Annotated in this window: 19 protein-coding genes; 11 read left to right on the top strand and 8 right to left on the bottom strand. The window is 73.1% G+C overall.

What is annotated here, in order from left to right:
• Positions 1 to 124 precede the first annotated feature (124 nt).
• Positions 125 to 1,075, top strand: coding sequence for a sugar phosphate isomerase/epimerase family protein (locus ACH4F6_RS07595; protein ID WP_397958976.1), 951 nt, complete (start codon positions 125 to 127; stop codon positions 1,073 to 1,075).
• A gap of 500 nt (positions 1,076 to 1,575) precedes the next feature.
• On the top strand, positions 1,576 to 1,776 hold the full coding sequence (locus ACH4F6_RS07590; protein WP_397958975.1) for a helix-turn-helix transcriptional regulator: 201 nt from the start codon (positions 1,576 to 1,578) through the stop codon (positions 1,774 to 1,776).
• A gap of 58 nt (positions 1,777 to 1,834) precedes the next feature.
• Here ACH4F6_RS07590 and ACH4F6_RS07585 read toward each other — a convergent pair whose 3' ends face one another.
• Complete coding sequence (locus tag ACH4F6_RS07585; RefSeq protein WP_397958974.1) at positions 1,835 to 2,878, bottom strand: zinc-dependent alcohol dehydrogenase family protein; 1,044 nt, start codon at positions 2,876 to 2,878, stop codon at positions 1,835 to 1,837.
• Between the two features lie 98 nt (positions 2,879 to 2,976).
• Positions 2,977 to 5,226 (bottom strand): MMPL family transporter, encoded by a 2,250-nt coding sequence (locus ACH4F6_RS07580; protein WP_397958973.1) that lies wholly within the window; start codon positions 5,224 to 5,226, stop codon positions 2,977 to 2,979.
• Between the two features lie 169 nt (positions 5,227 to 5,395).
• Here ACH4F6_RS07580 and ACH4F6_RS07575 point away from each other — a divergent pair, with 169 nt between their 5' ends.
• The 3 genes from ACH4F6_RS07575 (at position 5,396) to ACH4F6_RS07565 (ending at position 8,744) form a co-directional block, all read left to right on the top strand.
• Positions 5,396 to 6,091 carry a TetR family transcriptional regulator gene (locus tag ACH4F6_RS07575; RefSeq protein WP_397958972.1) on the top strand — a complete coding sequence of 232 codons (696 nt, stop codon included), beginning with the start codon at positions 5,396 to 5,398 and terminating at the stop codon, positions 6,089 to 6,091.
• Positions 6,092 to 6,165: 74 nt separating this feature from the next.
• Positions 6,166 to 6,405, top strand: coding sequence for a heavy-metal-associated domain-containing protein (locus tag ACH4F6_RS07570; protein ID WP_397958971.1), 240 nt, complete (start codon positions 6,166 to 6,168; stop codon positions 6,403 to 6,405).
• Between the two features lie 89 nt (positions 6,406 to 6,494).
• Positions 6,495 to 8,744, top strand: a complete 2,250-nt coding sequence (locus ACH4F6_RS07565; RefSeq protein ID WP_397958970.1) for a heavy metal translocating P-type ATPase — start codon at positions 6,495 to 6,497, stop codon at positions 8,742 to 8,744.
• Positions 8,745 to 9,534: 790 nt separating this feature from the next.
• On the opposite strand, the gene ACH4F6_RS07560 is transcribed toward ACH4F6_RS07565, so the two are convergent.
• The 3 genes from ACH4F6_RS07560 to ACH4F6_RS07550 form a co-directional block, all read right to left on the bottom strand.
• Complete coding sequence (locus tag ACH4F6_RS07560; protein WP_397958969.1) at positions 9,535 to 10,824, bottom strand: citrate synthase; 1,290 nt, start codon at positions 10,822 to 10,824, stop codon at positions 9,535 to 9,537.
• A 240-nt stretch (positions 10,825 to 11,064) separates the two neighbouring features.
• On the bottom strand, positions 11,065 to 13,320 hold the full coding sequence (locus ACH4F6_RS07555) for an ATP-dependent RecD-like DNA helicase (RefSeq protein WP_397958968.1): 2,256 nt from the start codon (positions 13,318 to 13,320) through the stop codon (positions 11,065 to 11,067).
• A gap of 127 nt (positions 13,321 to 13,447) precedes the next feature.
• Positions 13,448 to 13,705 (bottom strand): hypothetical protein, encoded by a 258-nt coding sequence (locus ACH4F6_RS07550; protein ID WP_397958967.1) that lies wholly within the window; start codon positions 13,703 to 13,705, stop codon positions 13,448 to 13,450.
• A gap of 259 nt (positions 13,706 to 13,964) precedes the next feature.
• Between ACH4F6_RS07550 and ACH4F6_RS07545 the strand changes: the two genes are divergently transcribed.
• The 5 genes from ACH4F6_RS07545 (at position 13,965) to rbsD (ending at position 19,974) form a co-directional block, all read left to right on the top strand.
• Entirely contained in the window at positions 13,965 to 15,014 is a 1,050-nt protein-coding gene (locus ACH4F6_RS07545; RefSeq protein WP_397958966.1) for a LacI family DNA-binding transcriptional regulator, read from the top strand.
• The gene (locus ACH4F6_RS07540) at positions 15,011 to 16,585 is read left to right on the top strand and encodes a sugar ABC transporter ATP-binding protein (RefSeq protein WP_397958965.1); all 1,575 of its coding nucleotides are present in this window, start codon (positions 15,011 to 15,013) and stop codon (positions 16,583 to 16,585) included. The genes ACH4F6_RS07545 and ACH4F6_RS07540 overlap by 4 nt, the downstream gene beginning before the upstream one ends.
• Positions 16,575 to 18,521 carry a substrate-binding domain-containing protein gene (locus ACH4F6_RS07535; protein WP_397958964.1) on the top strand — a complete coding sequence of 649 codons (1,947 nt, stop codon included), beginning with the start codon at positions 16,575 to 16,577 and terminating at the stop codon, positions 18,519 to 18,521. The genes ACH4F6_RS07540 and ACH4F6_RS07535 overlap by 11 nt, the downstream gene beginning before the upstream one ends.
• A 77-nt stretch (positions 18,522 to 18,598) precedes the next feature.
• Positions 18,599 to 19,588, top strand: a complete 990-nt coding sequence (locus tag ACH4F6_RS07530) for a ribokinase (protein ID WP_397958963.1) — start codon at positions 18,599 to 18,601, stop codon at positions 19,586 to 19,588.
• On the top strand, positions 19,585 to 19,974 hold the full coding sequence (rbsD, locus tag ACH4F6_RS07525) for a D-ribose pyranase (protein ID WP_397958962.1): 390 nt from the start codon (positions 19,585 to 19,587) through the stop codon (positions 19,972 to 19,974). Before ACH4F6_RS07530 ends, rbsD begins: the two co-directional genes overlap by 4 nt.
• A 429-nt stretch (positions 19,975 to 20,403) precedes the next feature.
• Here the strand turns inward: rbsD and ACH4F6_RS07520 are convergent, their stop codons facing one another.
• Genes ACH4F6_RS07520 through ACH4F6_RS07510 form a run of 3 tightly spaced genes read right to left on the bottom strand, consistent with a single transcriptional unit; the run spans position 20,404 to position 23,545 of the window.
• Positions 20,404 to 21,204 carry a sugar phosphate isomerase/epimerase family protein gene (locus tag ACH4F6_RS07520; RefSeq protein ID WP_397959328.1) on the bottom strand — a complete coding sequence of 267 codons (801 nt, stop codon included), beginning with the start codon at positions 21,202 to 21,204 and terminating at the stop codon, positions 20,404 to 20,406.
• A 35-nt stretch (positions 21,205 to 21,239) separates the two neighbouring features.
• Positions 21,240 to 22,391 carry a dihydrodipicolinate synthase family protein gene (locus tag ACH4F6_RS07515; RefSeq protein ID WP_397958961.1) on the bottom strand — a complete coding sequence of 384 codons (1,152 nt, stop codon included), beginning with the start codon at positions 22,389 to 22,391 and terminating at the stop codon, positions 21,240 to 21,242.
• Positions 22,388 to 23,545, bottom strand: a complete 1,158-nt coding sequence (locus ACH4F6_RS07510; protein WP_397958960.1) for a Gfo/Idh/MocA family protein — start codon at positions 23,543 to 23,545, stop codon at positions 22,388 to 22,390. The genes ACH4F6_RS07515 and ACH4F6_RS07510 overlap by 4 nt, the downstream gene beginning before the upstream one ends.
• A 298-nt stretch (positions 23,546 to 23,843) precedes the next feature.
• Between ACH4F6_RS07510 and ACH4F6_RS07505 the strand changes: the two genes are divergently transcribed.
• Positions 23,844 to 24,890, top strand: a complete 1,047-nt coding sequence (locus tag ACH4F6_RS07505) for a LacI family DNA-binding transcriptional regulator (protein ID WP_397958959.1) — start codon at positions 23,844 to 23,846, stop codon at positions 24,888 to 24,890.
• Positions 24,891 to 25,013 lie beyond the last annotated feature (123 nt).

The raw sequence follows: 25,013 nt of genomic DNA, 5'->3' as shown, positions 1-25,013 counted from the left end.
CGGCGTGCCGCCGTATCGGCTCTCCAGGGCTTTGTAGTCCCGCACGGCGGGCCCTGTCAACATTTTGTCCGGACATTCGGACCAGCCCTTGACACCTCTCCGGGGAGACCGCACGCTGACGCCCATGACGTCGTTGTCACCTCAGCCTTCCCCGTCCTCCCCGTCCTCCTCCTCCCGGCCCGCGCTGTCCCGGATCCGGATCGGCTCGGCCCCGGACAGCTGGGGTGTGTGGTTCCCGGACGACCCGCGGCAGGTGCCGTGGCAGCGCTTCCTCGACGAGGTCGCGCTCTGCGGATACGAGTGGATCGAGCTGGGCCCCTACGGGTACCTGCCGACCGACCCGGCCGTCCTCACCGAGGAAACGGCGCGGCGCGGCCTGAAGGTGTCGGCGGGCACGGTCTTCACCGGGCTGCACCACGGCGAGGCCGTCTGGGAGAGGACCTGGGCCCACGTCGCCGACAACGCGGCCCTCGCCCAGGCGATGGGCGCCCGGCACCTCGTCGTCATCCCCTCCTTCTGGCGGGACGACAAGACCGGCGAGGTGCTGGAGCCGGACACGCTCACGCCCGGGCAGTGGCGCGACCTCACCTCGCTGACCGAGCGGCTCGGGCGTCAGGTGCGGGAGCGGTACGGCCTGCGGATCGTCGTCCACCCGCACGCCGACACCCACATCGACAGCGAGGAGAACGTCGTCCGCTTCCTCGACGGCACGGACTCCGACCTGGTGTCGCTGTGCCTGGACACCGGGCACTACGCCTACTGCGGCGGCGACAGCGTCAAGCTGATCGAGACCTACGGCGAGCGCATCGGGTACCTGCACCTCAAGCAGGTGGACCCGGAGGTCCTGGCGGACGTGCGGGCGAACGGGACACCGTTCGGGCCGGCCGTGGCCCGGGGCGTGATGTGCGAGCCGCCGTCCGGCGTGCCGGCGCTGGGGCCCGTCCTGGAGGCCGCGCAGAAGCTGGACGTCGACCTGTTCGCGATCGTGGAGCAGGACATGTACCCCTGCGAGCCGGACGAGCCGCTGCCCATCGCCCGGCGGACGCGGGCGTTCCTGCGGTCCTGCGGGGCGTAGCCCTCCGGGGCGGGCGGGGCGCGGCCCTCCGGGGGCGGACCGGTCCGCCCGAGCGGGCGCCGTGACGCCGCGGGGCGGGTGTCGTGGCGGTCCTGAGGCGGGCGCCGTGACGCCGCGGGGCGGGTGTCGTGGCGGTCCCGGGGCGGGCGCCGTGACGCCGCGGGGCGGGTGTCGTGGCGGTCCCGGGGCGGGCGCCGTGACGCCCCGGGGCGGGTGTCGTGGCGGTCCCGGGGCGGGCGCCGTGACGCCGCGGGGCCCGTTGTCAACGCGCCCCGCGCATCCGGTCCCTGCCCGCGTGTGTGTCACCTGTGTCACGAACAACACCGTTCTGTCACGCGTGTCGCGTGTACGCGGTCCCCGTGTCACACGCGGTCGACAGCCGCGTCCGCACGGTCACCGCGGGTCGTTGACCGGGCAATGAGGTGGTGATCACCGGCGCGGCGCCGGGCTCCCCACGGCGGCCTCCCGGCCGCCGCCCGCGCGCGCAGGGAGGTGGACTCGTGACCGACCGAAGGCTCTGGTCCTACAAGGAGATCGCGGCACACATCAAGGTGCAGCCGGACACCGTGCGGTCCTACCGCAAGCACGGGCATCTGCCCCCGCCCGACCGCGTCGAGGGCGGCAAGCCCTACTGGTACGCCGAGACCGTCCGCGCCTGGGTCGCCTCCCGGCCGGGCAACCGCGGCCGCAGACCGGACTGACCCGGACCGGCCCGGACGGCGGGGGCGGGGCGAGGGCGGACGGCGGGGCGGGCCGGCGTCACCGCCACGGGTCGATGACCGTCACCCCCGCCCCGGGGGCCGTCCCCATCGCCGCCAGCGCGTCCGGTACGGCGTCCAGGGTGATCGTCGACGTCACGAGCCGGTCCGGCCGCAGCGCGCCCGCGCGGACCAGTTCCAGCATCTCCGGGTAGGTGTGGGCGGCCATGCCGTGGCTGCCGAGGAGTTCGAGTTCCAGGGCGATGGCGCGGGCCAGCGGGACGGGGGTGGTGCCGTCCGCCGAGGGCAGCAGGCCGACCTGGACGTGCCGGCCGCGGCGGCGCAGGCCGTCGACCGAGGCGGCGCAGGTGGCGGGCGAGCCGAGGGCGTCCAGGGAGAGGTGGGCGCCGCCCCCGGTCAGGTCGCGGACCGCCGCCGCCGTGTCGGGCGTGTTGCGGGCGTCGACGCACTGCGCCGCGCCGAAGGCCCGCGCCAGCTCCAGGGCGCGCGGCGACACGTCGACGGCGACGACGCGCGCTCCCGAAGCGGCCGCGATCATCACCGCCGACAGGCCCACCCCGCCGCAGCCGTGCACCGCCACCCACTCCCCCGCCGCGACCCGGCCCTGCTGCACGACCGCGCGGAACGCCGTGGCGAACCGGCAGCCGAGGGAGGCGGCGGTGGCGCCGGAGAGGTCGTCGGGGACCGCGACCAGGTTCACGTCGGCGTGGTCCAGCGCCACGTACTGGGCGAAGGAGCCCCAGTGGGTGAAGCCGGGCTGGGTCTGCCGCTCGCACACCTGGTGGTCGCCCGCCGCGCAGGACGGGCAGCTTCCGCAGCCGCACACGAACGGCACGGTCACCCGGTCGCCCGGCTTCCACCGGGTGACCCCGGCGCCCGCCTCCTCGATCACTCCGGCGAGTTCGTGGCCGGGAACGTGCGGCAGGGCGACGTCCGGGTCGTGGCCCATCCAGCCGTGCCAGTCGCTGCGGCACAGGCCGGTGGCCTCGACGCGCACCACCACTCCGTGCTCCGCGGGCCGCGGATCGGCCACCTCCCGCACCTCGGCCGGCTCGCCGTACCGCTCGAACACCACAGCCCGCATGCGTCTTCGCCCTCGCCTTCGTCCACCGGGGACCGCCCGTGGCCGGTGGGCCGGCCGCGCGGGGCGACGCCGGGAGACCACGGAGATCACCGCGAACGCTAGCCGCGCGCCCCGACCTTGTCGCGCTCGGGTTCGGACTCGGCGGCCGGGGCCGGCTCTCCCTCCCGCAGCCCGAAGCGGGCGTGGAACCCGCGCAGGGGCGCCGGCGCCCACCAGGTGGCCCGTCCGGTGAGCCGCATGATCGCCGGGACCAGGAGGCTGCGGACGACCATCGCGTCCATCAGGACCGCGAGCGCGATGCCGAGGCCGAGCATCTTGGTGTTGGTCACCCGGGAGGTGCCTATCGCGACCATCACCACGGCCAGGATGACGGCCGCCGCGGTGATCAGACCGCCCGTGCGCTGCAGGCCCAGCCGGACCGCCCGCTCGTGGTCCCCGGTCCGGTCGTACTCCTCCTTGATGCGGGAGAGCAGGAACACGCCGTAGTCCATGGAGAGGCCGAAGGCCACGCAGAACATCAGGACCGGCAGGGTCGTCTCGATGGAGCCGGTGCTGGTGAAGCCGAGCAGGCCGGAGAGGTGGCCGTCCTGGAAGACCCAGACGACCGCGCCGAACATCGCCGTCAGGCTGAGTGCGTTGAGCAGGACCGCCTGGAGGGGGATGAGCACGCTGCCGGTGAGCAGGAAGACCAGCAGCAGGGTCACCACCGCGATGAAGGCGGCCGCCTTCGGCAGCTGTCCGGCGATCGCGTCCTTGGAGTCGACGAGGACGGCCGCCGTGCCGGTCACCTTGGTGTCGAACGGCGCCTCGGTGGCGCGCAGATCGCCGACCAGGCGCTGGGCGGCCTCGTCGACGGCCTCGCCCTTCGGCAGCACGGTGAAGTACGCCGAGTCGCCCTTGACCAGCGGGCCGTCCACCCGGTCCACCTCGGGCAGGGCCGCGACGCGTTCCTTGTAGGCCGCGTACTGCGCCGGGGTGGCCCTGCCCTCGGCGAGGACCTCCAGGCCACCGCCGGGGCTGCCGGGGAAGCCGTCCCTGAGGTGCTGCTGCACGACGTGGGACTCGGCCGAGGAGGGCAGCTGGCGGTCGTCGGCGGTACCGAACCGCACGCCCAGGAAGGGCAGTCCGAGGAGGACCAGGACGGCCGTCGTCGCGAGGGCGAAGAAGGGGGCGCGGCGCATGACCAGGGTCGCGGTGCGCGCCCAGGCCGTGCCCGCCTCCTCGCCAAAGGCCCGGTCCGCGGAGACCGTCTCCCCGGCCTCCTCGGCCGGCCGGCCGCGGCGGAACAGGCGGCGCACGTCGAGGGCGTCGACCCGGTGGCCGAGCAGGACGAGGGCCGCCGGGAGGAGGATCAGCGCGGCCGCGGCGGCCAGCAGCACCACCGCCATGCCGGCGTAGGCGAAGGACCGCAGGAAGTACTGGGGGAAGACCAGCATCGCCGCCAGGGAGACCGCCACCGTGAGCGCGGAGAACAGCACCGTGCGGCCCGCCGTGCGCAGGGTGGTGGCGATGGCGGCCGGCGGCGCGGCGCCGCCGGCCAGTTCCTCGCGGAAGCGGCGGACGATGAACAGGGCGTAGTCGATGGCGAGGCCGAGGCCCAGGGCCGTGGTGAGGTTCATCGCGAAGATCGAGACGTCGGTGAACTCCGCGAGGCCGCTGAGGACCGCGTTCGTGCCGAGGATCGCGACGATGCCGATGCCGAGCGGCAGCAGGGCGGCGACCGCGCTGCCGAAGACCGTCACCAGCAGCACCAGGGTGATCGGCAGCGCGATGATCTCGGCGCGGGTGAGGTCCTCCTGGATGATCGTCTGCATCTCGTGGCGCACGGCGACCATGCCGCCGATCTCGACCTCCACCGGGCCGTGGGAGCCCCGGTAGGAGGGGGCGATGCGGTCCAGGGTCTCGCCCGCCGTCTTCTCGTCGCCGGTGATCCGGGCGGCGATCAGCGCCTCGTGGCCGTCCCGTGCGCGCAGGGCGGTGGCCGCCGAGGGGTCCGCCTGCCAGTAGGACCCGACGCCGGCGACGCCCTTCTCCGCGGCCAGCCGTGCGACGAGCCGGGAGGCCTCGGCGGCGACCTCCGGGTCGTCGACGGAGCGGCGGCCGGAGTCGACGAGCAGCAGCAGGTTGGGCTGGGAGTCGGGGAACTCGCGCTCCAGGGCCTTCGTCGCGTACGTGGACTGCGCGTCCGGATCCTCCCAGCCCCCACTGCCGAGCCGGTCGGCGACGCCGCTGCCGGCCAGCACCGCCAGCACGGTGAGCACCAGGGCGGCGAGCAGTGTCGACCGCGGGCGGGCGGTCACGAACCTGGTCCAGCCCCCGACACGCGGCGGGCCGTCGACTTCGGTCATCGTGCGGTGTCCCCTTCACCATGATTCACCGTGACCCGTGCCGACGTCACAGGCAGCATGGGTCTGCCATTGCCATAGACTGGCAAACACGAGAGATCGCTCGCGTTTCACAAGAATGCGAGCGCGCACTCGCGTTTGTCAATCGCGTTCGGAGAACTGGGGATAACGCGTGCCCGACACCGTCCAGAACCAGGAGAAGGACCCGGAGAAGGGCCCGGAGAAGGACCAGCCGCGCCGCCGCCAGGCCCGCGGCGAGCGCCGCATCGCCCAGCTCCTCGAAGCCGCCGCGTCGGTGTTCTGCACCACCGGCTACACCGCCGCCAGCACCAACGCCATCGCCCGCGCGGCCGGCGTGTCCCCGGGCACGCTCTACCAGTTCTTCCCGAACAAGGAGGCGATCGCGATCGAGCTGGGCGGCCGCCTCATGCACGAGATGCGCGAGACCTACGGCGAGGCGCTCGCGCCGGTCGGCCCCGCGACGTCGGTGGAGGAGGCGGTGGGCTCCGCCGTCGACCGGTTCATCGCCTTCAACTGCGAGCACCCGGTGTTCTTCGCCCTGATGCACGGACCCGACATCCCCGGCCGCATCGCCGAGGAGCACGACGCGCTGCACGCCACGCTGCTCACCCGGATCGAGGGCCTGCTGTCCTCGTTCCTGCCCGGGGCGCCGCCCGCCGACCTGACCCGCACGGCGCACATGTGCCTCGGCATGTACAAGGCGGGCCTGGAACTGGTCCTGGCCCACGAGGGCGCCGAGCGCGACGCGTACGTCCAGGAGCTGAAGAACGCCCTCGTCCGCTACCTGGAGCCCCTCGTGGACGACCGCCCCGGCCAGGGCGCGGCTTCTTGGAGAAATACCCCCTAGGGGTATAATCTGAGGTCAGTGGAGGCCCCTCCTGGACCCCCTCAGCCCCACCCGCCTCGACGAGGAGCAACGAGATGACCGTCCACACCGAAACCTCCGGTTCCGTCACCACCGTCTACAAGGTGAGCGGCATGAGCTGCGGCCACTGCGAGGGCGCCGTCTCCGGTGAGCTCTCCGAACTGCCCGGCGTCAGCTCGGTGAAGGCCGTCGCGTCCACCGGCGAGGTCACCGTCGTCTCCGCCGCCGCCCTCGACGAGGAGGCCGTGCGCGCCGCCGTCGACGAGGCCGGCTTCGAACTGGTCGGCCGCGCCTGACCCGAGCCGCCGCCCCCTTTCGGCCGCGGGCCGCACCGACCGGTCGCCCCGGGCCGGATGCGGCCCGTCCCGCTCCCTGGAGTACGGACATGCCCAGCCCCACCACCACGGCGCCCATGACCGCCGAGGCCTCCCGCACCTCCGAGGTCGAGCTGCTCATCGGCGGGATGACCTGCGCCTCCTGCGCGGCCCGCGTGGAGAAGAAGCTCAACCGCATGGACGGCGTCTCCGCGACCGTCAACTACGCGACGGAGAGGGCGCGCGTCACCTACCCCGCCGGGACCGAGGTCGCGGACCTGATCGCGACCGTCGTGAAGACCGGCTACACGGCCGCGGAACCCGCGCCCGAGGTGCGGCCGGAGGAGACCGCGTCCGACGCCGACGCCGACCCCGAACTGTCGGCGCTCCGGCACCGGCTGGTCGTCTCCGCCCTGCTCGCGGCGCCGGTCGTGCTGTTCGCGATGGTCCCGGCCCTGCAGTTCGACAACTGGCAGTGGCTGTCGCTGACCCTCGCCGCGCCCGTGGTGGTCTGGGGCGCCCTGCCCTTCCACCGCTCGGCCTGGACGAACCTGCGGCACGGCGCCTCCACCATGGACACGCTCGTCTCGGTCGGCACGCTCGCCGCGTTCGGCTGGTCGCTGTGGGCGCTCTTCCTCGGCGACGCCGGCATGCCCGGCATGCGCCACCCCTTCGAGCTGACGGTCTCCCGCACGGACGGCGCGTCCACGATCTACCTGGAGGTCGCCGCGGGCGTCACCGCCTTCCTCCTGCTCGGCCGTTACCTGGAGGCCCGTTCCAAGCGGCGCGCGGGGGCCGCGCTGCGGGCGCTGATGGAGCTGGGCGCGAAGGACGTGGCCGTGCTGCGGGACGGCCGTGAGGTGCGGCTCCCGGTGGACCGGCTGGCGGTCGGGGACCGGTTCGTCGTCCGGCCCGGGGAGAAGGTCGCCACCGACGGGACGGTGGTCGAGGGCGTCTCCGCCGTGGACGTCTCGATGCTGACCGGCGAGTCGGTGCCGGTGGACGTCGGCCCGGGCGACCCCGTCACCGGCGCGACGGTGAACGCCGGCGGCCGGCTCGTCGTCGAGGCCGCCCGGATCGGCGCCGACACCCGCCTCGCCCGCATGGCGCGGCTGGTGGAGGACGCGCAGAACGGCAAGGCCGAGGTGCAGCGGCTGGCCGACCGGGTCGCCGGGATCTTCGTGCCCGTGGTGCTGCTGATCGCGTCCGCCGCCTTCGGCGGCTGGCTCGGCCTCACCGGCGACACCGTCGCCGCGTTCACGGCGGCCGTCGCGGTCCTGATCATCGCCTGCCCGTGCGCCCTGGGCCTGGCCACCCCGACCGCCCTGCTGGTCGGCACCGGCCGGGGCGCGCAGCTCGGCATCCTCATCAAGGGCCCCGAGGTGCTGGAGAGCACCCGCCGCGTCGACACCGTCGTCCTCGACAAGACGGGAACCGTCACCACCGGCCGCATGACCCTCCAGGGGGTGTACGCCGTCGAGGGCACCGACGAGAAGCAGCTGCTGCGGCTCGCGGGCGCCCTGGAGCACGCCTCCGAGCACCCGGTCGCCCGCGCGGTGGCCGCCGGCGCCGAGGAGCGGGCCGGGGAGCTGCCGGCCGTGGAGCGGTTCGAGAACGTGCCCGGGCGGGGTGTGCGCGGACGCGTGGAGGGGCGGGAGGTGGCCGTCGGGCGCCTCTTCGACTCGCTTCCCGAGGAGGCGGCCCGCGCCAAGGAGGACGCCGAGCGGGACGGCCGCACGGCGGTCGTCGTGGGCTGGGACGGCGCGGTGCGCGGGGTGCTGGCCGTCGCCGACGCGGTCAAGGAGACCAGCGCCGAGGCGGTGCGCGAACTGCGCGCGCTGGGGCTCACGCCGGTGCTGCTGACCGGGGACAACCGGGTGGTGGCCGAGGCGGTGGCCGCACGGGTCGGCGTCGACGAGGTGATCGCCGAGGTGCTGCCCGAGGACAAGGTCGACGTCGTCAGGCGCCTCCAGGGCGAGGGACGGGTCGTCGCGATGGTCGGCGACGGCGTCAACGACGCGGCCGCGCTCGCCACCGCCGACCTGGGCCTGGCCATGGGCACGGGGACCGACGCGGCGATCGAGGCGGGCGACCTGACCCTGGTGCGCGGGGACCTGCGGGTCGCCGCGGACGCCATCCGGCTCTCCCGGCGGACCCTGGCGACGATCAAGGGCAACCTCGTGTGGGCCTTCGGGTACAACGTGGCCGCGCTGCCGCTGGCCGCCGCCGGGCTGCTGAACCCGATGCTCGCGGGGGCGGCGATGGCCTTCTCGTCGGTCTTCGTGGTGACGAACAGTCTGCGGTTGCGGACGTTCCGCTGACGCAAGGTGAACGCGCGCGAGGTTACCGCCGGTTAGGCGAAGCCGAAACCACAACGCCCCTGGAGTCCGGCGCACGCAGCACATAAGCTCTTCACGAGGCTCGCGCATCATCCTTACGCCGGGGCCTCGATCACCGTGTCCGGGACCTTGCGCATCGAACGGGACATACGCAAGAGACACAGATCACAGTGATGTGAACGTAACCATCGAAGGGGTTCGACGGTCTAAGTTGGCGATGTCGGCAAGCGTCTTGGGGGGCGCGAACCGGCATCTGGGGATGTCTTGGGGGACTTCCTCAGAGATGCGTTGCCGGGGCACGTACACCGGGAAGCTTTGAGCGGCCCTCCCGGCGTGCGTTGTCCCGGCAGACCGCACCCGGCGGGGGTGCGGCGAGTTCCGCTCGCGCCGCTCGATCCCGCCGGCCCGACAACCGCATATGGCACCAGCGATTCAGGAGCTGTGTCCTCACAAACGCCCGGCCGGATCCCGTGGGGGGAATCCGCACCGGGACATGGGAAGGCGCCCTGGTCGTCGGCCCGTGGGGGGACCGGCGCACCAGGGCGCCTTCTGCTGCCTGTGACGCCGTACGCGCTCCCGCACCGCCCCGGCCCCGTCCGACGACGGCCTTCCGTACCGACGGCGGCCGTCCGTACGAGGACCGGCCGGGCGGCGGACCACCCGTCACGGCCGAGGGCCGCCCGGCGGGGACGGCCCTCGGTCTTCAGCCGTCACGGCGCTCCTCGGCCCGCGCGGTGGGGCACCACGGACGCGGCGCCCCCGGCGGCAGGTGTCAGCGCTCCTCGACCGGCACGAAGTCGCGCTCGACGACGCCCGTGTAGATCTGGCGCGGGCGGCCGATGCGGGAGCCCGGCTCCTTGATCATCTCGTGCCACTGGGCGATCCAGCCCGGCAGGCGGCCGAGGGCGAACAGGACCGTGAACATCTCGGTCGGGAAGCCCATGGCCCGGTAGATCAGGCCGGTGTAGAAGTCGACGTTCGGGTAGAGGCTGCGCGAGACGAAGTAGTCGTCGGAGAGCGCGTGCTCCTCCAGCTTGAGCGCGATGTCCAGCAGCTCGTCGGACTTGCCGAGCGCGGAGAGGACGTCGTGCGCGGCGGCCTTGATGATCTTGGCGCGCGGGTCGAAGTTCTTGTAGACCCGGTGGCCGAAGCCCATCAGGCGGACGCCGTCCTCCTTGTTCTTCACCTTGCGGATGAAGGTGTCCACGTCGCCGCCCGCGTCGCGGATGCCCTCGAGCATCTCCAGGACGGACTGGTTGGCGCCGCCGTGCAGCGGGCCCCACAGGGCGTTGATGCCGGCGGAGATCGAGGCGAACATGTTCGCCTGCGAGGAGCCCACCAGGCGGACGGTGGAGGTCGAACAGTTCTGCTCGTGGTCGGCGTGCAGGATGAGCAGCTTGTCCAGGGCGGCGACCACGATCGGGTCGAGCTCGTACTCCTGGGCGGGCACCGAGAAGGTCATGCGCAGGAAGTTCTCGACGTAGCCGAGGTCGTTGCGCGGGTAGACGAACGGGTGGCCGATCGACTTCTTGTAGGCGTACGCCGCGATCGTCGGGAGCTTGGCGAGCAGCCGGATCGTGGAGAGGTTGCGCTGCTTCTCGTCGAACGGGTTGTGGCTGTCCTGGTAGAAGGTGGACAGCGCGGAGACGACCGACGACAGCATGGCCATCGGGTGGGCGTCGCGCGGGAAGCCCTTGTAGAAGTTCTTGACGTCCTCGTGCAGCAGGGTGTGCTGCGTGATCTCGTTCTTGAAGGACGAGAGCTCGTCGACGGTGGGCAGTTCGCCGTTGATGAGCAGGTAGGCGACCTCCAGGAAGGTGGAGCGCTCGGCCAGCTGCTCGATGGGGTAGCCGCGGTACCGCAGGATCCCCGCCTCACCGTCGAGGTAGGTGATGGCGGATTTATAGGCGGCGGTGTTGCCGTATCCGCTGTCCAGGGTCACGAGACCGGTCTGGGCGCGGAGCTTCCCGATGTCGAAGCCCTTGTCGCCGACGGTGCTGTCGATCACCGGGTAGGTGTACTCGCCGTCGCCGTACCGCAGTACTACAGAGTTGTCGCTCACGTCATCCCTCACCGACGTTGTGCCTCTTCTTCGAGGTGCCCTGACTGTCTCTACCATCCCCCATTTGGCGCAGGAGAGTGCACTCGGGGTCGACCATTGGGCTTATCGACGGCACTCAGTGCCGTCAACTTGCTCATACTGCCGCCTCCGTTCCGCTTCCGGAAGTGCTCTGTGACCTTCACGACTCATTTGATCGATCATTTTTTGCGATCACCTCGGGCCGGAGGACCGGACGGGAGGTCAGGAGCCCGCGAGGCGGAAGTCGAGGGCCGTGCAGCGCCGCCCCGCCGACACCGTGCGCACCGCCTGTCCGATCGCCTTGCGCGAGCCGACGAGGACGACCAGCCTCTTCGCCCGGGTGACCGCCGTGTACAGGAGGTTCCGCTGGAGCATCATCCATGCCCCCGTCGTGACGGGGATCACCACGGCGGGATATTCACTTCCCTGTGAGCGGTGGATGGTCACCGCGTACGCGTGGGCCAGTTCGTCCAGTTCGTCGAACTCGTACGGCACCTCCTCGTCCTCGTCCGTCAGCACCGTGAGGCGCTGGTCGACCGGGTCGAGCGAGGTGACCACGCCCACGGTGCCGTTGAAGACACCGTTCTCCCCCTTCTCGTAATTGTTGCGGATCTGGGTGACCTTGTCGCCGACGCGGAAGACGCGGCCGCCGAACCGCTTCTCGGGCAGGTCGGGACGGCCCGGGGTGATGGCCTGCTGGAGCAGTCCGTTGAGGGTGCCGGCGCCGGCGGGGCCGCGGTGCATGGGGGCGAGGACCTGGACGTCCCGGCGCGGGTCGAGACCGAACTTCGCCGGGATCCGGCGGGCGGCCACGTCGACGGTGAGCCGGCCGGCCTGCTCCGTGTCGTCCTCGACGAAGAGGAAGAAGTCCTTCATGCCGTCGGTGACGGGGTGCTGCCCGGCGTTGATCCGGTGCGCGTTGGTCACCACGCCGGACTGCTGGGCCTGGCGGAACACGCGCGTGAGACGGACCGCCGGGACGGGGCCGCCGTCGGCCAGCAGATCGCGCAGGACCTCGCCCGCGCCGACGCTGGGCAGCTGGTCCACGTCCCCGACGAAGAGCAGGTGGGCGCCGGGCGGGACGGCCTTCACCAGCTTGTTGGCGAGCAGCAGGTCCAGCATCGACGCCTCGTCCACGACGACCAGGTCGGCGTCGAGCGGGCGGTCGCGGTCGTAGGCCGCGTCACCGCCCGGCTTGAGCTCCAGCAGGCGGTGCACGGTGGAGGCCTCGGCGCCGGTCAGCTCGGCCAGGCGCTTGGCCGCGCGGCCCGTGGGGGCGGCCAGCACGACCTTGGCCTTCTTGGCGCGGGCCAGCTCCACGATCGAGCGGACCGTGAAGGACTTGCCGCAGCCGGGGCCGCCGGTGAGCACGGCGACCTTCTCGGTGAGCGCCAGCCTGACCGCGGCCTCCTGCTCGGGCGCGAGGTCGGCCCCGGTACGGCCCTTCAGCCACGTCAGCGCCTTGTCCCAGGCCACCGTGCGGAAGCCGGGCATCCGGTCCTCACCGGTGCGCAGGAGGCGCAGCAGCTGGGCCGAGAGGGAGAGTTCGGCGCGGTGGAAGGGGACCAGGTAGACGGCCGTGACCGGGTCGCCGCCGTCCGGACCCGGCACCTTCTCCCGCACGACACCGGGGTCCTCGCCCTCCTCCGGGACCTGCGCCAGCTCGGCGAGGCACTCGATGACGAGGCCGGTGTCGACCTGGAGGAGCTTGACCGCGTCGGCGATCAGCCGCTCCTCGGGGAGGTAGCAGTGGCCCTGGTCGGCGGACTGGGACAGGGCGTACTGGAGGCCCGCCTTCACGCGGTCCGGGCTGTCGTGCGGGATGCCGACCGACTGGGCGATCTTGTCGGCGGTGAGGAAGCCGATGCCCCAGACGTCGGCGGCCAGCCGGTACGGCTGGTTCTTCACGACGGAGATCGAGGCGTCGCCGTACTTCTTGTAGATGCGGACCGCGATGGACGTGGAGACCTCGACGGTCTGGAGGAAGAGCATGACCTCCTTGATCGCCTTCTGCTCCTCCCAGGCCTCGGCGATCTTCTTGGTGCGCTTGGGGCCGAGCCCCGGCACCTCGATCAGGCGCTTCGGCTCCTCCTCGATGATCCTCAGGGTGTCGGTGCCGAAGTGCCGGGTGATGCGGTCGGCGAAGACCGGGCCGATGCCCTTGACCAGGCCGGAGCCGAGGTAGCGGCGGATGCCCTGGACGGTGGCGGGCAGGACGGTGGTGTAGTTCTCCACGAGGAACTGCTTGCCGTACTGCGGGTGCGAGCCCCAGCGGCCCTCCATGCGCAGCGACTCGCCGACCTGGGCGCCGAGCAGCGCGCCGACGACCGTGAGGAGGTCGCCGGCGCCGCGGCCGGTGTCGACGCGCGCGACCGTGTAGCCGTTCTCCTCGTTGGCGTACGTGATGCGTTCGAGCACGCCCTCGAGCGTGGCCGGTCGCCGCTCTCCCGTCGGGGTGGCCCCCGCCTGATCGGACATGCTGCGACGGTACCGCCCGGCACCGACAGGGCGGGCCGCCCGCCGGCGCCGGGCGCCCGGGTCGGTTCCCCGTGATCGTCACACCGGTGCCGGCCACGTGGCCGGTGACCCCCGCCGCGCGTGCCCTTCACCCGGGCTTGCCGACGATGTCGCACTTGTCGTGCGAGGAGCTGCCGCAGCGCATCGTGCGGGACGCCGGCGCGCTCCGGCCCTTGCCGGGCTGGGCGAGGGCCGTGCCGCCGGTGCTGGTCGCGGACCGGACGACCACGGTCTCCGGGGCCTTCGCCGTACCCCCGGTCGCGGCCGCCGGACCGGCGACGACGAACGAGGTCCCGACCAGGGCGGCGGCCCCCACGGTCACGCCGAGCGTCCGAGCCGCCCGCACGGCTGCCTCTCCCCCGGCGATCGGCGCGGGCATGCCGCCCGCGGCGGTCGGAGGCGGCCCGGATCCCCGCCGACGGAGGGCCGGAGGGATTTCCCGCGGGCACCCGCGGCCGTGCTCAGGTGAGCGCACTTCATCACGGTTCGGTTTCGGCCGCGCGAGAGGCTTGATTCCACCCCGTGTAATCGATTCCAATCCTCCGTACACGTCGATGTAATCGATTCCACGAGTTGCTCGAGTTCCACAAGGAGGTGGACCGGCGATGGCGAGCATCAAGGACGTCGCCGCCGAGGCGGGGGTCTCCGTCGCCACGGTGTCGCGCGTCCTGAACGACCACCCGTCGGTGAGCGCCGACGCCCGCACGCGCGTGCGGGCCGCCGTCGAGACGCTGGGCTACCGTCCGAACGCCGTCGCCCGGTCGCTGCGCACCGACCAGACCCGCACCCTCGGCCTGGTCATCAGCGACGTGCTGAACCCGTACTTCACCGAACTGGCCCGCTCCGTCGAGGAGGAGGCCCGCGCGCTCGGCTACAGCGTCATCATCGGCAACGCCGACGAGCGGCCCGACCTCCAGGACCACCACGTCCGCACCCTGCTGGACCGCCGCATCGACGGCCTCCTCGTCTCCCCCGCCGACGGCGGCTCCCCGCTGATGCTGGACGCCGCGCGCGGGGGGACGCCGATGGTGTTCGTCGACCGGTGGATCCCGGGCGTGGACGTGCCGGTGGTCCGGGCGGACGGGCGGGCCGCCGTCCGGGACCTGGTCGCGCACCTGCACGGGCTGGGGCACCGCAGGCTCGCCATCATCGCGGGGCCCGCCGCCACCACCACCGGCAGCGAGCGCGTCGAGGCCTTCCGGGCCGCCATGGCCGAGTACGGACTCCCCCTGCCCGACGCCTACACGGGGCAGGGCGACTTCCAGGCCGAGAGCGGGCGCCGGGTCACCGAGGGCTTCCTCGACCTGCCCGAGCCGCCCGAGGTGCTGTTCGCCGCCGACAACCTGATGGCGCTGGGCGCGCTGGACGCGATACGCGCGCGTGGGCTGCGCGTCCCCGACGACATCGCGCTGGCCGCGTTCGACGACATCCGCTGGTTCGTGCACACCGACCCGCCGGTCACCGCGATCGCCCAGCCGACGGGCGAGCTGGGACGCGCCGCCGTGCGCGCGCTCGTCGACCGCATCGAGGGACGGCCCCCGCAGTCCGTCACCCTCCCCGCCCGTCTCGTCGTACGCCGCTCGTGCGGCGAGCCGGCCCTCCCAGAGCCGTCCCTCCCAGAGCCGTCCCCCGCAAGGAACAGGAGCCAGTCGTGAGCGACCCGGACGAGTTGCTGCGCATCGAAGGCATACGCAAGACCTTCCCCGGTGTGGTCGCCCTCGACGGCGTCGACTTCGACCTGCGCCGGGGCGAGGTGCACGTCCTGCTCGGCGAGAACGGCGCCGGCAAGAGCACCCTCATCAAGATGCTCTCCGGCGCCTACCGCCCCGATGCCGGGCGCATCCTGGCCGGCGGCGAGGAGGTGCGCATCCACGGTGCGCAGGACTCCGAGCGCCTCGGGATCGCCACCATCTACCAGGAGTTCAACCTCGTACCCGACCTGACGGTCGCCGAGAACATCTTCCTGGGGCGGCAGCCGCGCCGCTTCGGGATGATCGACCGCAAGCGGATGGAGGCCGAGGCCGCCGTCCTGCTGGAGCGGGTCGGCGTGTCCGTCTCGCCCCGCGCGCGCGTGCGGGAACTCGGCATCGCGCGCCTGCAGATGGTCGAGATCGCGAAGGCGCTGAGCCTGGACGCGCGCGTGCTGATCATGGACGAGCCGACCGCCGTGCTCACCTCGGAGGAGGTCGAGAAGCTCTTCGCGATCGTGCGCAGGCTGCGCGCGGACGGCGTCGGGATCGTCTTCATCACGCACCACCTGGAGGAGATCGCCGCCCTCGGCGACCGCGTCACCGTCATCCGCGACGGGAAGAGCGTCGGCCAGGTGCCCGCCGGCACGCCCGAGGACGAGCTCGTCCGGCTCATGGTGGGCCGCTCGATCGAGCAGCAGTACCCGCGCGAGCGCGCCGACCGGGGCCCCGCCCTGCTGTCCGTCGAGGGGCTCACCCGGGACGGCGTCTTCCACGACGTCGGCTTCCAGGTGCACGCCGGTGAGGTCGTCGGCATCGCGGGACTGGTCGGCGCGGGCCGTACCGAGGTCGTCCGGGCGGTCTTCGGGGCGGACCCGTACGACCGCGGAGCCGTGCGGGTCGAGGGCGCGCGGCTGCCCCGGCACGACGTGAACGCGGCCATGGCGGCCGGGATCGGGCTGGTCCCGGAGGACCGCAAGGGCCAGGGCCTGGTGCTCGACGCCTCCGTCGAGGAGAACCTCGGGCTGGTGACCATGCGGTCGGCGACCCGGGCCGGGCTGGTCGACCTCAAGGGGCAGCACGAGGCCGCCGACCGGATCGCGAAGCAGCTGGGGGTGCGGATGGCGGGCCTCGGCCAGCACGTGCGCACGCTCTCCGGCGGCAACCAGCAGAAGGTCGTCATCGGCAAGTGGCTGCTCGCGAACACCAAGGTGCTGATCCTCGACGAGCCGACGCGCGGCATCGACGTCGGCGCCAAGGTCGAGATCTACCAGCTGATCAACGAGCTGACGGCCGCCGGCGCCGCCGTCCTGATGATCTCCAGCGACCTGCCCGAGGTGCTCGGCATGAGCGACCGGGTGCTGGTGATGGCCCAGGGCCGGGTCGCCGGCGAACTGCCCGCCGACGAGGCGACGCAGGACGCGGTGATGGCCCTCGCCGTCAGCACGCCCACCGCCCCCACGGCGCCCGCGACCCCCATGACCCCTACGACACCCACCCCTACCACTGACGACTTGGAGGCCGGCCGTGGCCGCTGACACGCTCAAGAGCACGACGGGCGCCGGTGGCGCCGCGGCGGTGCGCCGACTGCTGCTCGACAACGGGGCGCTCACCGCGCTCATCGTCCTCGTCATCGCCATGTCGGCGCTGTCGGGCGACTTCCTGACCACCGACAACCTGCTCAACGTGGGCGTGCAGGCCGCCGTGACGGCCGTCCTCGCCTTCGGCGTCACGTTCGTCATCGTCTCGGCGGGCATCGACCTGTCGGTCGGCTCGGTGGCGGCCCTGTCGGCCACCGTGCTGGCCTGGAGCGCCACCCAGCAGGGCGTGCCCGTCGCGATCGCGGTCGTCCTGGCGCTCGCCACCGGCATCGCGTGCGGCCTGGTGAACGGTTTCCTCATCGCGTACGGCAAGCTGCCGCCGTTCATCGCGACGCTCGCCATGCTGTCGGTGGGCCGCGGTCTGTCGCTGGTGATCTCCGAGGGCTCCCCGATCGCCTTCCCCGACTCCGTCTCGCACCTCGGCGACACGCTCGGCGGCTGGCTGCCCGTCCCCGTGCTGGTCATGATCGTCATGGGGCTGATCGCGGCGTTCGTGCTCGGCCGGACGTACATCGGCCGCTCGATGTACGCCATCGGCGGCAACGAGGAGGCCGCGCGCCTGTCCGGCCTGCGGGTGAAGAAGCAGAAGCTCGCCATCTACGCCCTGTCCGGTGTGTTCGCGGCCGCCGCGGGCGTCGTGCTCGCCGCCCGGCTGTCCTCCGCGCAGCCGCAGGCCGCCGACGGCTACGAGCTCGACGCGATCGCCGCGGTCGTGATCGGCGGCGCCTCGCTCGCCGGCGGCACCGGCAAGGCGTCCGGCACGCTGATCGGCGCGCTGATCCTGGCGGTGCTGCGCAACGGCCTCAACCTCCTGTCGGTGTCCGCGTTCTGGCAGCAGGTCGTCATCGGCGTGGTCATCGCGCTGGCGGTGCTGCTGGACACCGTGCGCCGCAAGGCCGGGGCGACCCCGGTCGCGGCCGGCACCGGCGGCGACAAGGGCCGGCAGGCGGCGACGTACGCGCTCGCGGCCGTGGTCACCGTGGCGATCGTCGGCGCGACCTCCTTCCTGCACGGCGGTTCCCCCGCGGCCTCGAAGCCGAAGGTCGGGCTGGCGCTGTCCACCCTCAACAACCCGTTCTTCGTGCAGATCCAGTCCGGCGCGAAGGCCGAGGCGAAGAAGCTGGGCGTGGACCTGACCGTCACCGACGCGCAGAACGACGCCTCCCAGCAGGCCAACCAGCTGCAGAACTTCACCAGTTCCGGGCTCGACGCGATCGTCGTCAACCCGGTGGACTCCGACGCGGCCGGTCCGGCCGTGCGCGCCGCCGGCAAGGCGGAGATCCCCGTCATCGCGGTCGACCGCGGCGTCAACAAGGCGACCGCTCAGGCGCTCGTGGCCTCCGACAACGTCGCCGGCGGCGAGCTGGCCGCGAAGACGGTCGCCGAGAAGCTCGGCGGCACCGGCAAGATCGTGATCCTCCAGGGCCAGGCGGGCACGTCCGCCGCCCGGGAGCGCGCCGAGGGCTTCGCCAAGGGGCTGAAGGCCTACCCGGGCATCCAGGTCCTGGCCCAGCAGCCGGCCGACTTCGACCGCACCAAGGGCCTCGACGTGATGTCGAACCTGCTCCAGGCCCACCCGGACGTCCAGGGCGTCATCGCCGCCAACGACGAGATGGCGCTCGGCGCGATCAAGGCGCTGGGCGCCAAGGCGGGCACGTCCGTCCAGGTCGTCGGCTTCGACGGCACCCCGGACGGCCTGACCGCGGTCGAGGGCGGCACGCTGTACGCCTCCGTCGCGCAGCAGCCGTCGGAGCTGGGCAGGATCGCCGTGGACAACGCGCTGAAGGCGATCGAGGGCGAGAAGGTCGAGCAGACGGTGAAGGTGCCGGTGAAGGTGGTCACGAAGGAGAACGTGGCCGGCTTCAGCGGCTGACATCGGCAACGCCGGCAGGCTCGGGCGGGCGGTCACGGCGACCGCCCGCCCGGCCCGCGTGAATGGGGAGTCAACTCATGTACGACTACGACCTGCTGGTCGTGGGGTCGGCCAACGCCGACCTGGTGATCGACGTCGAGCGGCGGCCGGGGGCCGGGGAGACGGTCCTCGGTTCCGACCTGGCCGTCCACCCCGGCGGCAAGGGCGCCAACCAGGCCGTCGCGGCGGCCCGTCTCGGGGCCCGCACGGCCCTGCTGGCCAGGGTCGGCGACGACCCGTACGGCCGGCTGCTCCTCGACTCGCAGCGGACGGCGGGGGTCGACACGACGGGCGTGCTGGTGGGCGGGGCGCCGACCGGGGTCGCGCTGATCACGGTGGACCCGTCGGGCGACAACAGCATCGTCGTGTCCCCGGGCGCGAACGGGCGTCTGACGCCGCAGGACGTCCTGGCCGCCGCCCCCCTCTTCCGGACCTCCCGGGTGGTCTCCGCGCAGCTGGAGATCCCGATGGAGACGGTGGTGGCGGTCGCGGCGAGCCTGGCGCCCGGCAGCCGCTTCGTCCTGAACCCCTCCCCGCCGCGTCCGCTGCCCGCGGTGGTGCTCGCCGCCTGCGACCCGCTGATCGTCAACGAGCACGAGGCGAAGGTCATCCTGGGCGGATCGGCGACGGGCGGGGAGCCCGAGGACTGGGCGCGGGCCCTGCTCGCGAAGGGCCCGAAGTCGGTGGTCGTGACGCTGGGCGCGGAGGGTGCGCTGGTGGCGTCGGCCGAGGGGGTCACGCGGGTGGCGTCGGTCCGGGTCGACGCCGTGGACACGACGGGCGCGGGCGACTCCTTCACGGCGGCGCTGGCCTGGAGGCTGGGCACGGGTTCGTCCCTGGCCGAGGCGGCGGCGTACGCGGCGCGGGTCGGGGCGGTCGCCGTGACCCGGCGGGGCGCGCAGGAGTCGTTCCCGACGGCGGAGGAGGTCGACGCCCTGTGCTGTGCTCATCCGGGGGACGCCCCCCGGACCCCCGGCCGGGAAACCGGCGGCACGCCCGGAAACGAGCAGCGGGGTGAGCTCCTGTGAAGAAGGCCGGGATCCTCAATCGTCATCTCGCGGGTGCCCTGGCCGAGCTGGGGCACGGCGACGGGGTGCTGGTGTGCGACGTCGGCATGCCGATACCGGACGGGCCGCGGGTCGTGGACCTCGCGTTCCGGGCCGGGGTGCCGTCCTTCGCCGAGGTCCTGGAGGGCCTGCTCGCGGAGCTGGTCGTGGAGGGCGCGACGGCGGCGACGGAGGTGCGGGAGGCGAATCCGGAGGCCGCCGCGCTGCTGGACGAGCACTTCGCGGAGCCGGCCTGGGTCCCGCACGAGAGGCTGAAGGAGCTGTCGGCGGGCGCGCGGCTGATCGTACGGACCGGGGAGGCGCGGCCGTACGCGAACGTGCTGCTGCGGTGCGGGGTGTTCTTCTAGGCCACCTTCCCCGGCCTGCCCGAACACCACGAGGGGCCCGGTCCGTCGACCGGGCCCCTCGGCTCGCCCCCTCCGATCAGAACCCCCCGCGATCCCCCCGGATCCCCCTCCAAGAAGTCCTGACGCGATGTACGACAGCCGTCACCGGGGAAGGGTTGCACGGTCCCCGGATGATTTTTTTCGCCGGGCGCCGACCAGGCGGAGGAACGCGTCGGCGTCATGACGGCGGGCGGGCGGCGGTGACGTGACGGAGCCGTCGGCCGCCCTGGGCGGGCCGGTGTGCCGGGGGTCCGGTGGCGGGGCGGTGCGGCGCCGCACCGCCGCACCTCGCGGAGCCGGGCCGCACCGCCGGCTCCGTCTCCCGCCGCCGGGCCCCCGGGGTCTTCTCCCGCGGCGTGCCGGCCCTCGGCCCGGCACACCGCGGGTCGGTCAGTCCGCCGCGTGCGTGACGAAGCGTTCCGCGGTCTCGGCGAGCACCTCCCGCCCGTCGCGGGCCCACAGCTCCTCGTTGAAGAGTTCGACCTCGATGGGCCCGGTGTAGCCGGCCGCCTCGACGTAGCCCTTCCACTCCCGCATGTCGATCGCGCCGTCGCCGATCTGGCCGCGGCCGTTGAGGACGCCCTCGGGGAGGGGGGTGGTCCAGTCGGCCAGCTGGAAGGTGTGGATGCGGCCGCCCGCGCCCGCCCGGGCGATCTGCGCCGGGGCGTCGTCGTCCCACCAGATGTGGTACGTGTCGACGGTGACGCCGACCTGGTGGGCCGGGAAGCGCTCCGCGAGGTCCAGGGCCTGGGCGAGGGTGGAGACCACGCAGCGGTCGGAGGCGAACATCGGGTGGAGGGGCTCGATGGCCAGCTTCACGCCGTGCTCCTCGGCGTACGGGCCGAGTTCGGCCAGCGCGTCGGCGATGCGTTCGCGGGCGGCGCGCAGGTCCTTGGACCCGGCGGGCAGGCCGCCGGAGACCAGGACCAGGGTGTCCGTGCCGAGGGTGGCGGCCTCGTCGACCGCGCGGCGGTTGTCGGCCAGGGCCGCCGCCCGCTCGTCCGGGTCGGTCGCCGTGAGGAAGCCGCCCCGGCACAGGGTGGTGACCGTCAGGCCGGCGTCGCGCACCAGCTTCGCGGCGTCCTCCACCCCGTACGCCTGGACGGGCTCGCGCCACAGGCCGACGTTGCCGACGCCCAGGTCGCGGCAGGCGTCGACGAGTTCGGGCAGCGACAGCTGCTTCACCGTCATCTGGTTGACGGAGAAGCGGGACAGGTCCGGGTTGCTCACTGGGTCACTCCGTACAGGGCGAGCAGGTTCCTCATCCGCTCCTCGGCCAGCTTCGGGTCGGGGAACAGGCCCAGGCCGTCGGCGAGTTCGTAGGCGCGGGCGAAGTGCGGCAGGGAACGGGCCGACTGCAGGCCGCCGACCATCGTGAAGTGCTCCTGGTGGCCCGCCAGCCAGGCCAGGAAGACCACGCCCGTCTTGTAGAAGCGGGTGGGCGCCTGGAAGAGGTGGCGGGACAGCTCGACGGTGGGGTCGAGGAGGGCGCGGAAACCGGCCGTGTCCCCCGTGTCCAGGACGCGGACGGCCTCGGCCGCCAGCGGGCCCAGCGGGTCGAAGATGCCGAGCAGCGCGTGGCTGAAGCCCCTCTCGTCGCCCGCGATCAGCTCGGGGTAGTTGAAGTCGTCGCCGGTGTAGCAGCGGACGCCCTGCGGCAGCCTCCGCCTCAGGTCGATCTCGCGCTGGGCGTCCAGGAGGGAGACCTTGATGCCGTCGACCTTGTCGGGGTGCGCGGCGATGACCTCCAGGAAGGTGTCCGTGGCCGCGTCCAGGTCGGACGAACCCCAGTAGCCCTCCAGCGCCGGGTCGAACATCGGGCCCAGCCAGTGCAGGACCACCGGCTCGGCGGCCTGGCGCAGGAGGTGGCCGTAGACCTCCAGGTAGTCCTCGGGGCCCTTCGCCGCCGCGGCCAGCGCGCGGGAGGCCATGAGGATCGCCTGGGCGCCCGCCTCCTCCACGACCGCGAGCTGCTCCTCGTAGGCCGCGCGGACCTCGTCGAGGGTGCCGGCGGTGAGCTGGTCGGTGCCCACGCCGCAGGCGATGCGGCCGCCGACCGCCTTCGCCTCGGCGGCGGAGCGGCGGATCAGTTCGGCCGCGCCCGCCCAGTCGAGGCCCATGCCGCGCTGGGCGGTGTCCATCGCCTCGGCGACGCCGAGGCCGTGCGACCACAGGTGGCGGCGGAAGGCGAGGGTGGCGTCCCAGTCGACGGCGGCGGGCGAGTCGGGGGACACGTCCGCGTACGGGTCGGCGACGACGTGCGCGGCCGAGAAGACCGTGCGGGAGGTGAGGGGGGCGCCCGGGGTGGGGGCGAGGGGTTCGGTGCGGGGCTCGTACGTCCGCAGGGACCCGGTGCTGTCGGGGAGGCGGATGCTCACGGGGCGATCTCCGGGACGTCGAGGCGGCGGCCCTCGGCCGAGGACTTCAGGCCGAGTTCGGCGAGCTGGACGCCGCGGGCGCCGGCCAGCAGGTCCCAGTGGTAGGGGGCGCCGGCGTAGACGTGCTTGAGGAACAGCTCCCACTGGGCCTTGAAGCCGTTGTCGAACTCGCCGTTGTCGGGGACCTCCTGCCACTGGTCGCGGAAGACCTCGGTGGCGGGGATGTCCGGGTTCCAGACCGGCTTGGGGGTGGCGGAGCGGTGCTGGACGCGGCAGTTGCGCAGGCCGGCCACGGCCGAGCCCTCGGTGCCGTCGACCTGGAACTCGACGAGTTCGTCGCGGTTGACGCGGACGGCCCAGGAGGAGTTGATCTGGGCGATGGCGCCGCCCTCGAGCTCGAAGATGCCGTAGGCGGCGTCGTCGGCGGTGGCGTCGTAGGGCTTGCCGTTCTCGTCCCAGCGTTGCGGGACGTGGGTGGTGGCGATGGCCTGCACGGACTTCACGCGGCCGAACAGCTCGTGGAGCACGTACTCCCAGTGCGGGAACATGTCGACGACGATGCCGCCGCCGTCCTCGGCGCGGTAGTTCCAGGAGGGGCGCTGCGCGTCCTGCCAGTCGCCCTCGAAGACCCAGTAGCCGAACTCGCCGCGGACGGACAGGATCCGGCCGAAGAAGCCGCCGTCGATGAGGCGCTTCAGCTTGAGCAGGCCGGGGAGGAAGAGCTTGTCCTGGACGACGCCGTGCTTGACGCCGGCCGCGTCGGCCAGCCGGGCGAGCTCGAGGGCGCCCTCCAGGCCGGTGGCCGTCGGCTTCTCGGTGTAGATGTGCTTGCCGGCCGCGATCGCCTTCTTGATCGCCTCCTCGCGGGCGGAGGTCACCTGGGCGTCGAAGTAGAGGTCGACGGCCGGGTCGGCGAGGACGGCGTCCACGTCGGTCGAGATGTTCTCCGGGTCCAGCCCGTGCTTCTCGGCGAGCGCCCGCAGCGCGTGCTCGCGGCGGCCGACCAGGACCGGTTCCGGCCACAGCACGGTGCCGTCGCCGAGGTCGAGCCCGCCCTGTTCGCGGATGGCCAGGATGGAGCGGACCAGGTGCTGGCGGTAGCCCATGCGCCCGGTCACGCCGTTCATGGCGATACGCACCGTCTTGCGTGTCACGTCGGTCCCTTCGTAGGCGTCGTACGCAGCGTTCGCGCGCGTCTCGTACGCGGGTGTGTGCGCCGCGTACGCCTCGTCCTGATCAGCGTCACAGCAAGCGCTTTCTATCTACGGAGAAGCTAGCCTCTGACCAGCGGTCCGGACAAGACCGTGTCCGTCCCGAGTTGTTCGAGGGGGCGAACAACCGGACTCCTTGGCCGTAAGGTCTGCTCGCACGCCCGGAACCGTGCCCCTGGCACGGCTGTCTACATGGGCGTACGACGACGCACGACAAGAGGCGCGACCGGAGGACGACGAGATGACGGTGACCCTGGCGGACGTGGCGGCCCGCGCGCAGGTCTCCCCCGCGACGGTGTCGCGCGTACTGAACGGGAACTACCCCGTGGCCGCGTCCACCCGGGAGCGGGTGCTGCGGGCGGTGGACGAGCTGGACTACGTGCTGAACGGCCCCGCGAGCGCGCTGGCGGCGTCGACCTCCGACCTCGTGGGCATCCTGGTCAACGACATCGCCGACCCCTTCTTCGGGATCATGGCGAGCGCGATCCAGTCGGAGATCGGCGGGCCGGGCGGAAGAGCCGGCGGCGAGCGGCTCGCGGTGGTGTGCAACACCGGGGGTTCCCCGGAGCGCGAGCTGACGTACCTGACGCTGCTGCAGCGGCAGCGGGCCGCGGCCGTGGTGCTGACCGGCGGCGCCGTGGAGGACGAGCCGCACGCGGCGGCGGTCGCCTCGAAGCTGCGCAAGCTGGGCGCGGCCGGGACGCGGGTGGTGCTGTGCGGGCGGCCGCCCGCGCCGGACACCGGGGCGATCGCGCTCACCTTCGACAACCGCGGCGGCGGCCGGGAGCTGACCGAGCACCTCATCGGCTTGGGGCACCGGCGTCTCGGGTACATCGCGGGCCCGGAGGAGCGCACGACCACCCGGCACCGCCTGGAGGGCCACCGGGAGGCGCTGGCGGCGGCCGGCATCGAGGAGGACCCGCGCTGGACGGTCCACGGACGGTACGACCGGCGGGCCGGCTACGAGGCGACGCTGGAGCTGTTGCGCCGGGACCCGTCCCTGACGGCCGTGGTCGCCGCCAACGACTCGGTGGCCCTGGGCGCGTGCGCGGCACTGCGGGACTCGGGGCTGCGCATCCCGGAGGACGTGTCGGTGGCCGGCTTCGACGACCTGCCGTTCAGCGTCGACGCGGTGCCCGCGCTGACGACGGTGCGGCTGCCGCTGGCGGAGGCCGGCGCGCGGGCCGGACGGATCGCGATGGGCCGGGAGGAACCGCCGCCCGGCGGGATCGCCACGGCGCGGGGGGAGCTGATGGTGCGGGGGTCGTCCGGGGTGCCCCGGGGGTAGGGCTCGGCCGGACCGCCGGGACGGGAGCGGGGCGGGCGTACGCCTGGGGCGGCTGGCCGGCGTGCGGACGGGCGGCCGGCCGGCCGGGGCAGGCGTGCGGGCGGGCCGGGGCGGGCGTGCGGA

Source organism: Streptomyces sp. NPDC017936 (genome assembly GCF_044328485.1).
In the GTDB taxonomy this organism is placed as follows: domain Bacteria; phylum Actinomycetota; class Actinomycetes; order Streptomycetales; family Streptomycetaceae; genus Streptomyces.
This window is presented reverse-complemented; position numbering and strand designations above follow the sequence as displayed.